Source organism: Ruegeria sp. N8, assembly GCF_056531325.1.
Window position 1 is genome coordinate 103571 of the sequence record NZ_JBQFLQ010000003.1, and the last position, 17493, is coordinate 121063.

Here is a 17493-nt window from a genome sequence, read left to right on the forward strand (position 1 = left end):
AACTGAAACGGAGCCGCGCCATGTTCATCCAGACCGAATCCACGCCGAACCCCGCCACCCTGAAATTCCTGCCCGGCCAGACCGTGCTGGAGGCAGGAACTGCAGACTTTCCATCGGCAGACGCGGCAGAGAAATCACCTCTGGCCAACCGGATTTTCACCGTCAGCGGTGTAACTGGCGTGTTCTTTGGCAATGATTTCGTAACCGTCACCAAATCGGAAGACGTGCAGTGGGACCATATCAAACCCGCTATCCTTGGCGCGGTGATGGAGCACTACCAATCCGGCCAGCCGGTCATGGCGGCAGATGCCACGACGGAGTCGGGCCACGCAGAACATACCGGCGAAGACGCCGAGGTGGTCAACCAGATCAAGGACCTGCTGGACAGTCGTGTGCGCCCTGCGGTCGCTCAGGATGGTGGTGACATCACCTTCCACGGATTTGACCGCGGCGTTGTCTATCTGCACATGCAGGGGGCTTGCGCGAACTGCCCGTCCTCGACCCTGACACTGAAAATGGGGATCGAGAACCTGCTGCGTCACTACATCCCCGAAGTGACCGAGGTACGCCCTGTTGCCGTCTGATCCGATCATTCTGGCGTTTGACACATCGGCCGCGCATTGCGCGGCCGCTTTGTTAGACGGGGACCAGATCGTCGCAACCCGCGTTGAACAGATGACACGTGGCCAGGCCGAACGTCTGATGCCCCTGCTAGAGGAATTGCTAGCTGAGGCAGACTGCACATGGCAGGATCTGTCGGCCATCGGCGTCGGCATCGGCCCGGGCAATTTCACTGGCATCCGCATATCGGTATCCGCCGCACGTGGCCTTGTATTGGGTTTGGGCATCCCTGCGGTCGGAGTCTCGGGGTTCGATGCGCTTGCCGATGGCGCAGAAGACGCGGTTCCCGCCATTCGCGCGCCCCGCGATCAAGTCTATGTTGCGCCTGCTGGTCACTCGCCCGCTCTGATCCCGCTTGATCAGGCAGAATCACTCGGCCCGTTGATCTTCAATGACGACGCTGAATTGCAGGTCCGCGGCATCGCGCATGTGACCCGACAGAGATGGCAGAGCAATGACGGCCCTCCGGCCCCGCTTTATGCGCGGGCTGCGGACGCCGCTCCGTCCAAGGACCTGCCTCCGGTCCTGCTGGACGAATGACCCCCCGCGCGTTGGCCGGCACCCACGCGGCGGCCTTCACGCAGTCGCGACCGTGGACCGAGGCCGAATTCAACGACCTTCTACAGAATCACTTTACCCATGTGGTTGGAAACGAACACTCTTTCGCACTGATTCAGGTCATCGCAGACGAGGCCGAACTGCTGACAATAGCGACCTGCCCCCAGATGCAGCGTCAGGGGTTGGCGCGGGCGCGGATGGAAGAATGGCACGCTTTGGCTAAAACTTTGGGCGCGAGGCGAGCTTTTCTGGAAGTGGCGCAAGACAATGCTGCGGCAATTTCCCTGTATGAAACCTGCGGCTATCGCCCCTGCGGATTGCGACGGGGCTACTATGTGCGCGAAAACAATCAGAAAATTGACGCCGTTGTGATGGAATGTGACTTGACCTGAACGACGTATCAAATTTTTTTCGACCAGTTGGTCAAAAATCAGTTGACCCCGGCTGTTGCAAACGGCCTTAATTCCCGCCATCACAACAGATATGCTCGCTCTTAGTGGGTGAACGGGGCTATCTTGGCCCCGACCGACAATAACAACGGGAGTAACAAATGACCCTGATGAAATCCTTGATGGGCGCCGCCGCGGCCGTCGCACTGACCGCAGGTGCGGCCCTCGCTGAACCGGCCCTGATCTTCGACCTGGGTGGTAAGTTTGACAAATCGTTCAACGAGGCCGCCCATAATGGCGCGCAGCGTTGGGCCGATGAAACCGGTGGCAGCTATCGCGAGATCGAACTGCAATCCGAAGCCCAGCGCGAACAAGCTCTGCGCCGCTTTGCCGAGGCCGGTCTGAACCCGATCATCACCATGGGCTTTGCCATGGCCGATCCGCTGTCGGCTGTTGCGGGCGACTATCCCGACACCAAATTCGTCGCAGTTGACGTGAACTGGCTGGACGCGCCCAACGTGCGTCAGATCGGCTTTGCCGAGCATGAGGGCTCGTATTTGGTTGGCATGATGGCAGCGATGGCGTCTGAATCTGGCACCGTTGGTTTCATTGGTGGCATGGACATCCCGCTGATCCGTCACTTTGGCTGTGGCTATGCCCAGGGTGCCAAAGCTGTGAACCCTGACATCGAAGTTGTTGCCAACATGACCGGCACCACTCCTGCCGCATGGAACGACCCGGTGAAGGGATCGGAGCTGACCAAGGCGCAGATCAGCCAGGGTGCTGACGTGATCTATGCAGCCGCAGGCGGCACCGGCGTGGGTGTTCTGCAAACCGCTGCCGACGAAGGCATTTTGTCGATCGGCGTGGACAGCAACCAGAACCACCTGCATCCGGGTAAGGTACTGACTTCGATGCTGAAACGCGTGGACGTCGCCGTTTATGACGCGATGAAAGCGGGTGAGAACCTTGAAACCGGCGTCTTCGCCATGGGTCTGGCCGAAGAAGGCGTAGGCGTTGCCATGGACGACAACAACGCGTCGCTGGTCTCGGACGAGATGAAAGGCGCGGTCGAAAAGGCGCGTCAGGACATCATTGACGGCAATGTCACGGTGACCAGCTATTACGAGAACGACAGCTGCCCCGCACTGCAGTTCTGATATCGCGCGGGCGGGGGTTTTAGCCTCCGCCCGGCCTCCTACCCTGCCGCGCGCCATGCGGCCTTTTCGGCAATCTGAGGACAAGACATGAGCGTCCCCGCCATTGAGCTTAAGGGCATTTCCAAAGCCTTTGGGCCGGTTCAGGCCAACAAAGACATCTCGATCAGCGTCACTCCCGGTACGATCCATGGGATCATCGGTGAAAACGGCGCGGGCAAGTCCACGCTGATGAGCATCCTCTACGGCTTTTACAAGGCCGATAAGGGCGAGATCTGGATTAACGGTACCAAGACCGACATCCCGGACAGCCAAGCCGCGATTGCAGCGGGCATCGGGATGGTGTTCCAGCATTTCAAGCTAGTGGAAAACTTCACCGTTCTGGAAAACATCGTTCTGGGCGCCGAGGACGGAGGGCTGCTGGCCCCCTCGCTGTCCAAAGCGCGTAAAGAACTGAAAGCGCTGGAAGAAGAATACGAGCTGTTCGTCGACCCCGACAAGCGTATCGACGAGATCGGCGTGGGCATGCAGCAGCGTGTCGAAATTCTCAAAGCACTGTATCGCAAGGCCGAAATTCTGATTCTGGACGAACCCACCGGGGTTCTGACCCCGGCCGAGGCCGATCAGCTGTTCCGCATCCTCGACCGGCTGCGGTCCGAGGGCAAGACGATCATCGTGATCACCCACAAGCTGCGCGAGATCATGGAAAACACCGACACCGTCTCGGTCATGCGACGTGGTGAGATGACGGCCACAGTCAAAACCGCCGATACCAACCCGCAGGAACTGGCCGAGCTTATGGTTGGGCGCAAAGTGCTGTTGCAGGTTGATAAACTGCCCGCAAAACCCGGCCAGCCCGTGCTTGAGATTGAAAATCTGAGTGTCACCGATGGTGCGGGTGTCGAGCGGGTCAAAGGCATCGACCTGACCGTCCGCGCGGGTGAAATCGTGGGGATAGCTGGGGTTGCCGGAAATGGTCAGTCTGAACTGCTTGAGGTTCTGGGCGGGATGCGTCCGGGTCAAGGCACGATCCGCCTGAACGGCGCGCCCTTGGTGCTAAGCGGGGCGGGCTCGGATGGTCAAACCCGCCGTGCGCAAGGCATTGCGCATGTACCCGAGGACCGCCAGCGCGAAGGTCTGATCATGGACTTTCACGCGTGGGAGAACGTGGCCTTCGGCTATCACCGCGACCCGGCCTACAAGCGGGGGCTGTTCATGGACAACTCCGCCCTGCGCGCTGATACAGAGGCCAAGATGGAAAAGTTCGACGTCCGCCCGCCCGATGGCTGGCTTGCGGCCAAGAACTTCTCGGGCGGGAACCAGCAAAAGATCGTCGTCGCGCGCGAGATCGAGCGGAACCCCGATCTGTTGCTCGTCGGTCAACCCACCCGCGGCGTGGATATTGGCGCGATCGAGTTCATTCACAAACAGATCGTCGCTCTGCGCGATCAGGGCAAGGCGATCTTGCTGGTCTCGGTCGAGCTGGAAGAGATCTTCTCGCTGTCCGACCGGATTGCGGTGATGTTTGACGGACATATCATGGGCGAACGCATGCCCCATGAGACGGATGAAAAAGAGCTGGGCCTGCTGATGGCCGGTGTTGCGGGAAAGGCCGCGTGAAGCATGGATAAAATGCCCAAATGGGCCGATGTCGTTCTGATCCCGCTGATCAGTCTGGTACTGGCCGCAATCCTCTCGGCGCTGGTGATCCTCGCCATAGGTGAAAACCCTATCGAGGCCGTGAACCTGATGGTCACCGGCGCGCTGGGGTCGACCTATGGCTGGGGCTATACGCTATATTACGCGACCAACTTCATGTTCACCGGTTTGGCCGTAGCCGTGGCATTTCACGCGCGTCTGTTCAACATCGGCGGTGAAGGTCAGGCCATGCTGGGCGGTTTGGGCGTCGCCATGGTGTGCCTCTACATTGACTGGCCACACTGGAGTATTGCCCTGCTGGCCGCCTGTGTCGGATCCGCCCTGTTCGGTGCCATGTGGGCGGCAATCCCCGCCTACCTGCAAGCCAAGCGCGGCAGCCACATCGTAATCACCACGATCATGTTCAACTTCATCGCGGCAGCTTTCCTGAACTATATGCTGGTCAACGTGATGCGCCCGCAGGGCTCGCAAGACCCGGCAACCGCACGTTTCCCCGAAACGGTGCATCTGCCAACCTTCCAGTCCATGTTCTCAACCGCCGAGAATGCTCTGTTCCGGGGCGCGCCCGCGAATATCTCGTTCTTTGTGGCCTTGCTGGCCTGTGTCGCGGTCTGGGCGCTGATCTGGCGCACGCGGCTGGGTTATGAAATCCGCGCCTATGGCCATTCGGAAACCGGGGCCGTCTATGCCGGGATTTCCCCGGTGCGCATAACCATTATCGCCATGCTGATCTCGGGCGGATTGGCCGGAATGATGGCCATCAACAACGTCATGGGCGAGGCGGAACGTCTGGTCCTGAACTCGACCGAGGGCGCTGGCTTTATTGGAATCGCCGTGGCGCTGATGGGGCGGTCTCACCCGTTCGGGGTGTTCCTTGCGGCGATCTTGTTCGGGTTCCTTTATCAGGGTGGCGCAGAACTTGCGCTGTGGACATCGATCCCGCGCGAACTGATCGTGGTCATTCAGGCCCTTGTGATCTTGTTCACCGGAGCGTTGGACAACATGGTACGGATGCCGCTTGAAAAGCTGTTCCTGAGCCTGCGGAAAGGAGCGCAGTGATGGAGGCCTTCGTAACTCTTATCCAAGTCCTCGATTCGACAATTCGACTGGCAACGCCGCTGCTGCTGGCCTGTCTGGCGGGGCTCTATTCGGAACGCGCGGGCATCTTTGACATCGGGCTTGAGGGCAAGATGCTCATGTCCGCCTTCTTCTCGGCCGCCGTGGCTGCTGTGACCGGCTCGGTCTGGCTGGGCCTTCTGGCTGGGATCGGGGCTTCACTGATCCTGTCGGCCCTGCATGGCGTTGCTTCGATCACGTTCCGGGGCAATCAGCTGATCTCGGGCGTGGCGATCAACTTCCTAGCCTCGGGGATGACCGTTCTGGTCGCACAAAGTTGGTTCCAGCAGGGCGGGCGAACCCCGTCCCTTTTCGGCGGGGGCCGGTTCGAGCCGATCAACTTCCCCTTTGCCGACGCGTTGAGCAGTGTGCCTATCATTGGGCCTATATATTCCGAGTTACTTTCAGGGCACTCGATCCTCGTCTACGTCGCTTTCCTGATGGTGCCGCTGACGTGGTGGATTCTGTACCGCACCCGTTTTGGCCTGCGTTTGCGGGCCGTGGGCGAAAACCCGGCCGCCGTTGATACGGCCGGGGTCTCGGTCGTGGGACTGCGCTTTGCTGCCGTGGCCATTTGCGGTGTTCTGTGTGGGATCGCGGGCGCCTATCTGGCGACCGCCCTGCAAGCCGGCTTCGTCAAAGAAATGACCGCCGGTCGCGGGTTCATCGCACTAGCCGCGCTGATCTTTGCCAAGTGGCGGCCCTGGCACGCGATGGGCGCCTGCCTGCTATTCGGCCTGCTTCAGGCAATTGCGCTGCGGTTCCAGAATATCGACCTTGGCGGTGTCATCATCCCTGTACAGGTCATGGACGCGCTGCCTTATATCCTGACCGTGGTCATTCTGGCCGGGTTCGTCGGCAAGGCTGTACCTCCCCGCGCGGGTGGCGAACCCTACGTGAAAGAGCGCTGATAGGTCCAGTTTCAGGATTCCTTTCAGTCCTTTTTGCTGCAGAGCGGCATGTAGAGTTGATTTTACATGCAGCACCCGCTCTAAAGAGGTATGCGAGTGTTTCCTGTGATAGCTGTCCTTGGAAAAAAGCCCACTGTGGCCGGTTTTCTGCGGATTGCCTTAGCGGGTCCCACCCGGCTTCCGTCATTTTCTGTTGAAACGAGCTTTGCGGCGTTGAACGGCGCATCTGGCCTCAAGTACTAGTTTATCATGCAGATTTACCTTCCCATTGCCGAAGTTTCCGTCAACGCCTTTCTGCTGCTGGGACTCGGGGGCATGGTCGGGATTCTATCCGGCATGTTCGGTGTCGGTGGCGGGTTTCTAATGACGCCGCTGCTGTTCTTCATAGGCATCCCCCCAGCTGTCGCCGTGGCGACCGAAGCAAACCAGATCGTCGCCTCGTCCTTTTCCGGGGTGTTGGCTCATTTCAGACGAAAGACCGTCGACCTCAAGATGGGGACTGTTTTGCTGACGGGGGGCTTAATGGGCGCGGCCCTTGGGGTGGTGGTATTCAACTACCTCAAAAGCCTCGGTCAGGTCGATCTGCTGGTCACACTGTGCTACGTCGTATTTCTGGGCGTAGTCGGCAGCCTGATGTTTATCGAAAGCCTGAATGCGCTGCGCAAGTCTAAAAAAGGCGGGGCCGCGCCCGCAGCGCGCCGTCAGCGCGGCTGGGTCCACGCGATGCCGTTCAAGATGCGCTTTCGCACGTCCGGCCTTTATATCTCGGTTATTCCGCCGGTTCTGGTCGGCCTGTGCGTGGGCGTTTTGTCCGCCATCATGGGCGTGGGCGGCGGGTTCATCATGGTGCCCGCGATGATCTATCTGCTGGGAATGCCGACAAAGGTGGTTGTTGGGACCTCGCTGTTCCAAATCATCTTCGTCACGGCCTTCACCACGATGTTGCACGCAACCACGAACTACACGGTCGATATCGTGCTGGCTGTCCTACTGCTAGTGGGCGGTGTTGTCGGGGCGCAGATCGGGACCGTGATTGGCGCGCGTATGCCGGCTGAGCAGCTTCGGGTTCTGCTGGCCGCGCTGGTTTTGGTGGTGTGCGGTAAACTGGCGCTGGACCTGCTACTGGAACCGTCCGAGCTGTATTCGCTTGGCGCGGAAGGGGGGCATTGATCATGCTGAAACGGCTGATCCTGTTACTTGCCCTCTGCACCACTCCGGCTTTGGCCGAAGAAGAATCCGTAGTGCTTGGCCTCAGCCAAGACCGCGTAGCAATCACTGCAACCTTCGACGGGTCCGAGATCCTGATTTTTGGTGCCGTCAAACGCGAAACACCGATCCCGGACGGGCCTCCGCTTGAGGTGATCGTCGCCGTGGCCGGGCCGTCCAGCCCCGTAACTGTCCGGCGGAAAGAGCGTAAGCTGGGCATCTGGGTCAACACTGACAGCGTTCTGGTCGACCTCGCCCCCAGCTTTTACGCCGTGGCCACAAGCGGGCCGCTGAAGGAAATCCTGTCGGATACCGAGGATCTGAGATACCGCGTCTCGATCGAACGAGCCATCCGCTCGGTCGGAGCCGCGATGCACATCAAGGGCGCGCAGGATTTTGCGGATGCCGTAGTGCGTATTCGCGAGGATGAGGGCCTTTATTCGATCCGCGAAAACACCGTGGCGGTGGATGAGCAGACCCTGTTCAGAACCTCGATCGCCATGCCCGCCGATTTGACCGAAGGCGACTATGCCGCGCGTATTTTCCTGACCCGAGGTCGCGAAGTGATCTCTGAGTTCGAGACAACGATTGACGTGCGCAAGGTTGGGCTAGAGCGGTTCCTCTACAACATGTCCCGCCAACAACCTGTGTGGTACGGGCTGATGTCGCTGGTCATCGCCATTGCTGCCGGTTGGGGGGCATCCACGGCCTTCCGCCTGCTGCGCGAGAACTGATCTAGCCGCGCCCGATATAGGGCATCGTGGTGGCCATCACCGTCATAAACTGCACATTCGCTTCGGGCGGCAAAGACGCCATGTGCAGCACGGACCGGGCTGCATCCTCAACATCCATCGTGGGGTCCGGCTGCTGCCCTGCAGCAAGGGCACTGTCCACAAGCCCTTGCACCATCTGCGTTCGCGCGTTGCCGATATCAATCTGACCGCAGGCGATGCCAAAATCACGCCCATCCAACGACAGGCTGCGTGTCAGCCCCGTGATCGCGTGTTTGGTCGCCGAATAATGCACCGAATTCGTCCGCGGGACATAAGCGGCAATCGATCCGTTGTTGATGATCCGACCACCTTGCGGCGACTGGTGTCGCATGATCCGAAAGGCTTCGCGCGCGCACAGGAACATGCCGTTCAAGTTCACGTTGACGCTTTGATACCAGTCTTCCAGCGCGATCTCATCAATCGTACCGCCGGGCGCAAAGATGCCCGCGTTGTTGAACAAGGCATCCAGCCTGTCCGCCCGGTTGGAAAACGTCCGAAAGGCCCGTGCGACGGCGACCGGATCGGTCACATCTGCCGCCAGCGCGATCGCCTTGGGGTGCCGCTGGGCGATTTCATCCAGCTTATCGGCGCTACGAGCCAACAGGCCGACGATCCAGCCGGTGTTCAGAAACAGCTCGGCTGTGGCGCGCCCTATGCCCGAGCTTGCGCCGGTTACGATGATCGTCTTCATGTCTCTTCCGCCTCCAATGTCAGCGAGGCCGCCGGGACCGCCCGCAGGTCATCCACGCGCAAGGGATAGGTCGGCTTGGCCAAACGGTTCCGCACTACCCAAATCAACCGTTCCTGCGCACGCGTGATGGCCACATAGGCCAGACGTTTCCAAAGGGGCTGCCCCGCTTCGGTTCGGCCCATCCGAGCAGCCGCGTAGATATCGGGTGCAAAGACCTGCACCGTGTCCCATTGCGAGCCCTGCGCCTTGTGGATGGTCACGGCCGCCCCATGCAGAAAAGTCGCGCCCATGCGGGCGGCATAGGGGATGAACGGCTCTTCCTCATCCGGCATTTCGATTTTGACGATCGAGGCCGCGCTGACCTGCGGGTCTTCGGCCCCCATGACATGCAGGCGCGAAAAACCCGGCTTGCGACCCGGTCCCAGATAAACAACCTGCGCCCCTTTGATCAGCCCGCGCGCCTCAAGGTCCAGGCGCTTCTTTCGATGCTTCAAGGGCAGTTCGATCCCGTCGCAGATCAATGGCTCACCTTCCAGCAATTCAGTGTCCGGAGCGCCATGCACATGTCGAAATGCCTGAATCAAACGAATGCGGGTCGCATTGCGCCACACCAGAACCGGGCTGCGGGCCATCAGATCAACCTCGACCCGCTGCCCCCACAGAACGCGGTCATCCTGCCGGGCCGTTTGTTCAACCAGACGCTCGAAATCTTCAAACCCCATGGCAGGGTCCGCCAGCGCATGGGCCAGATCCAGAATGGGGTTGTCTGCCGTCTGACGATGCACGCGATGCAGGATTTGTTTTCGCGGCTCGGGCAGACCGTCAAACACCATGCTGCCCGATTGATTGACCGGAGCCAACTGCGCCGGATCGCCAAACAGCAACAGTGTCGGGAAAATCTCCTGCAGGTCCTCGAACTGCCGGTCGTCCAACATCGAGGCTTCGTCTACGAACCCGATATCCAAAGGTTCTTCCCGACGTTTCCAGCCAGTAATGAAATCCGACCCGCGCAGCCCAGCAGCAGCCAAAGCACCCGGAATGGATTTGTTGTTTTCATAAAACGCGGCGGCACGGTCCAATGCCTCGTCCGTCAACCCTTCGATTTCGGGGCGTTCGTCGTTTCCGGCCAGCCACTCGGCAATCCGCTCATATTCTGGGTCATAGACCGGCGTGTAGAGAATACGGTGGATCGTGGTCGCAGGAACGCCGCGCAACCGCAACACACTGGCCGCCTTGTTGGTGGGCGCTAGAATAGCAAGGCTGCGTTTGTCCCGCGCCTTGCGGCTTTCAAAATCGCCCGAGACGATCTGAACGCCAGTTTCAGCCAGCGCCTTGTAAAGCTCGGCCAACAGCAGCGTCTTGCCCGACCCAGCCTTTCCGATCACCGCCATCACACCGGATTTGCCATTGCCCGGCAGTTTCAGAAGGGCATCGTCATCCAGATCAACGCCCGCCGACCTCAACATCTCGGCGATGTTGTCATAGGCAGCGGCTTGGTCGTCCGAGAAGGTCACTAAGGGCGTAGACATGGCGCGACCCTACAAGGCCGCGCCCGCTATCACCAGATGCGGTTTCCGGTTTTCAACAGCTTATGCCGACAGAGCAAACCGATGCTGCCGACCGGTGCCAAACGCGGTCTTGAACCAAAGGCGCGACAGTTCACGCGGGATACCGGCACGCTCGGCCACACGGTTGCAATCGTCGGAAGAATAAGGCCACAACCCGACGGAAATCTGATCACGCCCCTTCCCTTCCGAGCCAAGAACGACCGGAGACGACCCTATCAGCCGGTAAATCCGAATCATGCGCGCATCAAACACACCCGCGATATGAGTCAGGCCGAACCCTTCCATGATTTCACCCCCGCTTAGCATAATGGCACCGGCGGTATGTGGGCTGGCCGTTCGGGACAGGCAAAAGCGTGTCACCTCCCAGATCAGGGGGCTGTTGATCGGTTCACCCCCAGTCAGATGCCCGAATACTTCGTTCAACATAACGCGCCCAGTGGTAGGCAACACACGCATGGACCCGCCGTGACTACCATCCTCTTCTTCCCAGATAACGTAGAGCGGGTTCAGATCGTCATACTGATCCCTCTCTTCCCCCTTTTCGTTTATACGCACGTCCCAACCCAGCCGGGTTTTGAATTGATCGGCCCGGTCGCGGAACATTCCGTCGGCGAGATCCGGAAACTTGTGAAGTTCGTCGGCAAACAAATAGCGCAGCATGACTTTTTCCCCTTGTCGTCCTGTGCAGGAACGAAGGGGGTACAAAGTCGTGGTTAATTTCCGGTTCGAGGGGCGCGCGGTCGTTAAACGACTATTAATCCCCGACTGAGCGCCGTTGCGATCGCGTGGGTGGTATTCTGCGCCCCAAGCTTGGCGCGGGCGCTTTCGATATAAACACGCAGCGTGTGTTCAGAGATTGACAAGGAATGCGCCACTTGCGCTCGGCTATAGCCCAGCGCCAGAAGGGTCATGGCATCCACCTCGCGTGGGGACAGCCCGCGCGGCGCATCCGGTTGACGGTCGCGTTCAAACTCCAGCGCCTTTCGATTGAAATAATGCGCAATCAGGATCAGCTCACGCCCATGGGTATCGATGAAAGCTTTCCAACTGGCATCGTCGCAGGTGTGGTTTACGGTGAAGAGCGCAAACTGGCCGTTCGGGCCCCGGATCGGGATCGAATAGCCCTGGTTGCCTACCCCGTGCTCCAACGCGTCCTGTAGGAAATTCTTCGCCACCTTGCCGGACCAGTCCAGAGATTTCCAATCCACAGGATGAAAGCGCTGAAAGCATCCCAGGATGACGGGGTCAATACGGTGGTAATTCCGCTCGAGATATCTTTCGGCCCAGGCGTCGGGATAGGTCGTATACCCGTACTGGTCCCCGGCCCCGTCGACCCAATGATAGATCAGATGCTCGATGTGCAATCGGTCGCGTAATCCAAGGGCGACCGCACCCAATTCATCAAGCGTGCTGGTGTTTTCCAAGTCCTCCAGGACCTGAGCCATATCCAGATCTGTTCCCATTCGCGGGCGTCCGAGCCTCATCCTTCAAGGACGCAATCTCGGCCGCTGCGATCAGCTTGGTGTCATCCAACTGCTCGGCAAGGGCGGTCAAACCGTTCTCAACCGCAAAGGCGTTGAGATCCGACAAAACGTCCAGTATCCACTCATTTTTCGCCATCTAGAGTCGCTCCGAAACGGTTAACGAAGGGTTAACACAACCATAACATGTGCAGTGTTTTTTAGGCTATTCACTGGTTTCTACTCCCCAAAAATAGCGGGGCTGGGTTCTGCAAGTCGTTGAAAAGGATCACCTGCGCATAAAACGCAGCGCGCCCGCGAACCTGACTAACGATTCGCGGGCGCGATTTCTGATAGAGCAGGTCGGTTATCCGCGTGCGTCCAGAACCTCTTCCAGAGTCCGCATGCCAGTGCGCGGTGCCTGAACCAGAACCGACATGTTGCCCGGTTTATGTTCGTTGCGCATCATTTTCATGTGGGCTTCGGGCAGCTCGTTCCACGCAAAGACTTCAGACATGCAAGGGTCCAGACGACGTTCGACCATCAACTGGTTCGCAGCGGACGCCTGTTTCAGGTGCGCGAAGTGCGAACCTTGCAGGCGCTTCTGGTGCATCCACATGTAACGCACGTCGAAGGTCAGGTTATAGCCGGTTGTTCCGGCGCAGATCACGACCATACCGCCCTTTTTCACAACGAAGGTCGAGACAGGGAAGGTGCTTTCGCCGGGGTGTTCGAACACCATGTCGACATTCACACCCTTACCGGTGATGTCCCAAATGGCCTTGCCGAATTTGCGGGCCTCTTTGAACCACTCGGCATATTCCGGCGTGTTGACGGTAGGCAGCTGACCCCAGCAGTTGAAATCTTTACGGTTCAGAACGCCCTTTGCGCCCAGACCCATCACGAAATCACGCTTGCTTTCATCCGAGATCACACCGATCGCATTTGCGCCCGCCGTATTTATCAGCTGGATCGCATAAGACCCCAGACCACCCGAAGCGCCCCAAACCAAAACGTTCTGACCGGGTTTCAGGTCATGCGGCTCGTGACCAAAAAGCATCCGGTATGCGGTGGCCAGTGTCAGCGTATAGCAGGCGCTTTCTTCCCAGGTCAGGTGCTTCGGGCGCGGCATCAACTGCTGCGCTTGGACATTGGTGAACTGGGCAAAAGACCCGTCCGGTGTCTCATAGCCCCAGATACGCTGGCTGTCGGAGTACATCGGATCGCCGCCATTGCAGGCTTCGTCGTCGCCGTCATCCTGATTGCAATGGATCACGACCTCATCACCCACTTTCCAGCGGCGCACTTTGTCGCCCACGGCCCAGACGATGCCCGAAGCATCCGAACCCGCGATATGGAACGGTTGACCGTGACCGTCAAACGGGCTGATCGGTTTGCCCAACGACGCCCAAACGCCGTTATAATTCACACCTGCCGCCATCACCAGAACCAGCACCTCGTGGCTGTCCAGCTTGGGCACATCGACCACTTCCAGCTGCATGGCCGTGTCCGGCTCGCCATGGCGCTCCTTGCGGATTGCCCACGCGTACATCTTCTTGGGCACAAACCCCATCGGAGGGATCTCACCCATTTCATAGAGGTCTTTTTCCGGCGCGTCGTAGGTCGCGATACCGCTTTCGGTGTCCAAAGCCATGTTGGCCTCCTTCCATCTCAATGTTTGCCGCGATGCAGAATCGCAGGCCTTACCAGATGAAATATTGGGCCACGGGAAATATTGCAACCAATTTTGTATCTTTTTTGTAATTTTATGACCCAGCGGATGCAGAAATTCCCTTTGCGAGCGCAGCATCTCCGAACTCCACATCGCCCGGAACCGAGGCCGCATAATACTCCAGCAAGTCAACCCTTTGACCAGATTGGGATATTTTCCCGTCCACTTGTCTCAGAATCCGCCTTTGGACAAGCTGATCCAAAGCTTGGGTGATTGCAGCCTCACTCGGGTCGGTCAAAGTTCCGTCACGTCGCATGGCCTGCGCGACAAGGCTGCGCACATCATCCTCCAGCAACTCGGTTCGGTCTTGGATCAGCTTGCAGATCGCAGGCAGCGGTACCAACGGGATTGCATCCTTGATACGTCCCATCAAAGCACGGGCGAGGTCAGTCATGACGTCTTGTTCATGTTCGGCCCGGAAGTCCTGCAACGAAATGGGCCGGCCATAGCGCACCGACGCCAGACCAAAGCGCGTATAGCGCCCGATCAGGCGGCGGCCGATCTGCTTCAGAATCCACCCGGTGATCACTCCGATCCGAGCCCGAAACCGCCTCTCACTCCCAAGTGCGGCCTTGGTCAGGATCGTGTCCTCAAGCACCCGGTCATAATTCAGCGCAACAGGAACAAACACCACGTCCTTGCCGCCCGGCTTGGTCCCGTCCAGTATGTATTTCAACAGACCAAGCTTGGGGCGCCCCAAGGCCCCGGTCAGACTAAGCCCCCCTTCAGGGAACATGGCCTGCGTCACTCCCGCTTCGGTCGCGTGTCGCACGTAACAGGCCAGTACCTGCCGGTACAGATCACTGCCCGATCTGCGCCGGATAAAGTAGGCCCCCATGGCCCGGATCAAGCGGCTGAGTGGCCAAACTCGTGCCCATTCCCCCACCGCGTAAGACAGCGCTGAATGTTGCGCGGCCAGATATGTGACCAGCACGTAATCCATGTTGCTGCGGTGGTTCATCACGAACACAACGGTCGCATCCGGGTCGATAGTCTTGATTGCCTCTTCATCCTGATAGCTGAGCCGCACGTCATAAAACGCATTACTCAGCATCCGCGCCAACCTTATGGCGATGCTGAAATAGGCTACGGCTGAAAAGGAGGGCACGATTTCACGCGCATAGCGGCGGGCCATTTCGAAGGCCACCGCCTCGGGCACCCCGGTTTCGCGGGCGTGGTCTTGCACAGCCTGCCCCACCTGCGGATCATAGATCAGACGTTGGATCATGTCGTGCCGCTCGGCCAACTTGAACGGTTGGATCGGGCGTTGCAGGCGAGTGTTCAGACGTTTGACTGCGCGTTCAAGGCGACGGCGAAAGAACCACCGCACCGAAGGGAACAGGAAATGCGAAGCAAATGTGACCGCGGCAAATACCAGGATCAGCAAAAACAGCCAAAGCGGAAGCTCCACGGTCTCAGTCATGCGCGCACCCTGACAGCAAACGTTGCGTCCTACAATCACAAGAACCACATATGCCGCAACGCAGCGAATTGACATATCCCAAAAATTGCGCTTTAGAGGCTTCGTGAGTAATTTTATTGCCCAATAAAGACACGAGGCCCCGCTATGACGCAGATGCAGAAAGATCGCCCCTGGCTCATCCGAACCTATGCCGGTCATTCCACCGCCAAGGCGTCAAACGCGCTGTATCGCGGCAATCTGGCCAAAGGTCAGACCGGCCTTTCGGTCGCTTTCGATCTGCCGACTCAGACAGGGTATGACAGCGACCACACTTTGGCGCGCGGCGAAGTCGGCAAGGTCGGCGTACCGATCAGTCACTTGGGCGACATGCGGGTACTGTTCGACCAGATTCCGTTGGAACAGATGAATACCTCGATGACCATCAACGCGACCGCACCATGGTTGCTGGCGCTGTATATCGCCGTGGCCGAAGAACAAGGCGCGGATGTGTCCAAGTTGCAGGGCACGGTTCAGAACGATCTGATCAAGGAATACCTGAGCCGCGGCACCTATGTGTGCCCGCCGAAACCGTCGCTGAAGATGATCGCGGATGTGGCCGAGTACTGCTATACCAACGTGCCGAAATGGAACCCCATGAACGTGTGTTCCTACCACCTGCAAGAGGCTGGCGCGACACCCGAACAGGAACTGGCCTATGCGTTGGCAACAGCAATCGCTGTTCTGGACGAGCTGCGCCCGCGCGTACCGTCCGAAGATTTCCCCGCGCTCTGTGGTCGGATATCGTTCTTTGTGAACGCGGGCATCCGTTTCGTGACCGAGATGTGCAAGATGCGGGCCTTTGTGGATCTTTGGGATGAGATTCTGAAAGACCGTTACGATGTAGAAGACCCCAAATTCCGCCGCTTCCGCTATGGCGTGCAGGTGAACTCGCTTGGCCTGACCGAGCAACAGCCGGAAAACAACGTCTATCGCATCCTGATCGAGATGTTGGCCGTGACCCTGTCGAAGAGAGCCCGCGCCCGCGCAGTTCAGCTGCCTGCGTGGAACGAGGCGTTGGGCCTGCCGCGCCCCTGGGATCAGCAATGGTCCATGCGGATGCAACAGATTCTGGCCTATGAGACCGACCTGCTGGAATATGGCGACTTGTTCGACGGCAACCCTGCTGTCGATGCCAAGGTTGAAGACCTAAAGGAAGGTGCACGCGCAGAACTTGCCAACCTGGATTCGATGGGCGGTGCGGTCGCCTCGATCGAATACATGAAATCCCGCTTGGTGGATTCAAATGCCGAACGCTTGAACCGGATCGAACGAAATGAGACCGTCGTGGTCGGCGTGAACAAATGGACCGAGGGCGAGCCCTCGCCGCTGCAAACCGAAGATGGCGGCATCATGGTAGTTGATCCGGCTGTCGAGCAGGAACAGATCAACCGCCTGAACGAGTGGCGGTCCGAGCGTGACGACGCCGCAGTCTCCGCAGCGCTCGCGGCTTTGCGCGAAGCGGCGCAGACCGGTGCCAATGTCATGGAGCCTTCGATCGCAGCCGCCAAGGCGGGCGTCACCACTGGTGAATGGGCCGAAGAGATGCGCAAGGTCTACGGCACCTACCGCGGACCCACTGGTGTGTCAGGGTCGGTCTCGAACAAAACCGAAGGGCTGGACGAATTGCGCGCCGCTGTGGATGCGGTCAGCGACAAGCTGGGGCGTCGTCTGAAATTCCTGGTCGGCAAGCCGGGGCTGGACGGCCATTCCAACGGCGCAGAACAGATCGCCTTCCGCGCGCGCGATTGCGGCATGGACATCAGCTATGAAGGCATCCGCCTGACGCCCGAGGAAATCGTCAACGCCGCTATCGAAGACAAGGCACATGTGATCGGTCTATCAATCCTGTCGGGCAGCCATATTCCGCTGGTCGAGGACGTCATGACGCGCCTGAACGCGGCCGGATTGGACGTGCCTGTGATCGTAGGCGGCATCATCCCGGATGACGACGCCGAGAAATTGAAAGCGATGGGTGTTTCCGAAATCTACACACCCAAAAATTTCGAACTGAATGCGATTATGGGTGACATCGTGACTCTGGTCGATCCGCAAAATCTGGCGGCGCAATAACAGTTCTGTTTCTTTCTGGATTCTCAATTTCTATTCCTTGAGAAAAGGGATAGATAATGCCTGTCATTGGAATTCCGGTTTGGCTTTGACACCATCCGGAATTCGATTCGAATACAAGGG

17 protein-coding genes are annotated in these 17493 nt (G+C 58.8%); 10 read left to right on the top strand and 7 right to left on the bottom strand.

Features of this window, described 5'->3' with window-relative positions; all coding sequences use genetic code 11:
- Positions 1–20 precede the first annotated feature (20 nt).
- From ACR0C5_RS08135 to ACR0C5_RS08175, 9 genes are all read left to right on the top strand, one after another.
- The gene (locus ACR0C5_RS08135; RefSeq protein WP_170772492.1) at positions 21–584 is read left to right on the top strand and encodes a NifU family protein; all 564 of its coding nucleotides are present in this window, start codon (positions 21–23) and stop codon (positions 582–584) included.
- On the top strand, positions 574–1161 hold the full coding sequence (gene tsaB / locus ACR0C5_RS08140; RefSeq protein ID WP_480858357.1) for a tRNA (adenosine(37)-N6)-threonylcarbamoyltransferase complex dimerization subunit type 1 TsaB: 588 nt from the start codon (positions 574–576) through the stop codon (positions 1159–1161). The genes ACR0C5_RS08135 and tsaB overlap by 11 nt, the downstream gene beginning before the upstream one ends.
- A complete protein-coding gene (locus ACR0C5_RS08145) occupies positions 1158–1571 on the top strand; it encodes a GNAT family N-acetyltransferase (RefSeq protein WP_170789745.1) in 414 nt (137 codons plus the stop codon). Before tsaB ends, ACR0C5_RS08145 begins: the two co-directional genes overlap by 4 nt.
- Before the next feature lie 158 nt (positions 1572–1729).
- Positions 1730–2728 (top strand): BMP family lipoprotein, encoded by a 999-nt coding sequence (locus ACR0C5_RS08150; protein ID WP_480858355.1) that lies wholly within the window; start codon positions 1730–1732, stop codon positions 2726–2728.
- Positions 2729–2815: 87 nt separating this feature from the next.
- Positions 2816–4345: an ABC transporter ATP-binding protein gene (locus ACR0C5_RS08155; protein ID WP_480875868.1), complete on the top strand. Its 1530-nt coding sequence runs from the start codon at positions 2816–2818 to the stop codon at positions 4343–4345.
- Positions 4346–4348: 3 nt separating this feature from the next.
- The gene (locus tag ACR0C5_RS08160) at positions 4349–5443 is read left to right on the top strand and encodes an ABC transporter permease (RefSeq protein WP_170751759.1); all 1095 of its coding nucleotides are present in this window, start codon (positions 4349–4351) and stop codon (positions 5441–5443) included.
- A complete protein-coding gene (locus tag ACR0C5_RS08165) occupies positions 5443–6411 on the top strand; it encodes an ABC transporter permease (protein WP_170789742.1) in 969 nt (322 codons plus the stop codon). The genes ACR0C5_RS08160 and ACR0C5_RS08165 overlap by 1 nt, the downstream gene beginning before the upstream one ends.
- A gap of 249 nt (positions 6412–6660) precedes the next feature.
- Entirely contained in the window at positions 6661–7581 is a 921-nt protein-coding gene (locus tag ACR0C5_RS08170; RefSeq protein ID WP_170772506.1) for a sulfite exporter TauE/SafE family protein, read from the top strand.
- 2 nt (positions 7582–7583) lie between these two features.
- Positions 7584–8351, top strand: coding sequence for a TIGR02186 family protein (locus tag ACR0C5_RS08175; protein ID WP_170772508.1), 768 nt, complete (start codon positions 7584–7586; stop codon positions 8349–8351).
- A gap of 1 nt (position 8352) precedes the next feature.
- On the opposite strand, the gene ACR0C5_RS08180 is transcribed toward ACR0C5_RS08175, so the two are convergent.
- The 7 genes from ACR0C5_RS08180 to ACR0C5_RS08210 form a co-directional block, all read right to left on the bottom strand.
- Positions 8353–9081 carry an SDR family oxidoreductase gene (locus tag ACR0C5_RS08180; RefSeq protein WP_170772510.1) on the bottom strand — a complete coding sequence of 243 codons (729 nt, stop codon included), beginning with the start codon at positions 9079–9081 and terminating at the stop codon, positions 8353–8355.
- Positions 9078–10610 carry an ATP-dependent DNA helicase gene (locus tag ACR0C5_RS08185; RefSeq protein ID WP_480875872.1) on the bottom strand — a complete coding sequence of 511 codons (1533 nt, stop codon included), beginning with the start codon at positions 10608–10610 and terminating at the stop codon, positions 9078–9080. Before ACR0C5_RS08185 ends, ACR0C5_RS08180 begins: the two co-directional genes overlap by 4 nt.
- Positions 10611–10670: 60 nt before the next feature.
- A complete protein-coding gene (locus ACR0C5_RS08190) occupies positions 10671–11309 on the bottom strand; it encodes an acyl-homoserine-lactone synthase (RefSeq protein ID WP_480875874.1) in 639 nt (212 codons plus the stop codon).
- Between the two features lie 83 nt (positions 11310–11392).
- Positions 11393–12112 (bottom strand): helix-turn-helix transcriptional regulator, encoded by a 720-nt coding sequence (locus ACR0C5_RS08195; RefSeq protein ID WP_170789737.1) that lies wholly within the window; start codon positions 12110–12112, stop codon positions 11393–11395.
- The gene (locus ACR0C5_RS08200; RefSeq protein ID WP_170784701.1) at positions 12051–12269 is read right to left on the bottom strand and encodes a hypothetical protein; all 219 of its coding nucleotides are present in this window, start codon (positions 12267–12269) and stop codon (positions 12051–12053) included. The genes ACR0C5_RS08195 and ACR0C5_RS08200 overlap by 62 nt, the downstream gene beginning before the upstream one ends.
- Before the next feature lie 207 nt (positions 12270–12476).
- Positions 12477–13763: a crotonyl-CoA carboxylase/reductase gene (ccrA, locus tag ACR0C5_RS08205; RefSeq protein ID WP_170772516.1), complete on the bottom strand. Its 1287-nt coding sequence runs from the start codon at positions 13761–13763 to the stop codon at positions 12477–12479.
- Positions 13764–13875: 112 nt separating this feature from the next.
- Complete coding sequence (locus tag ACR0C5_RS08210; RefSeq protein WP_170772518.1) at positions 13876–15264, bottom strand: 1-acyl-sn-glycerol-3-phosphate acyltransferase; 1389 nt, start codon at positions 15262–15264, stop codon at positions 13876–13878.
- 123 nt (positions 15265–15387) lie between these two features.
- On the opposite strand from ACR0C5_RS08210, the gene ACR0C5_RS08215 reads away from it, so the two are divergent.
- Positions 15388–17373: a methylmalonyl-CoA mutase family protein gene (locus ACR0C5_RS08215; RefSeq protein WP_480876220.1), complete on the top strand. Its 1986-nt coding sequence runs from the start codon at positions 15388–15390 to the stop codon at positions 17371–17373.
- The last annotated feature ends 120 nt before the right edge of the window (positions 17374–17493 follow it).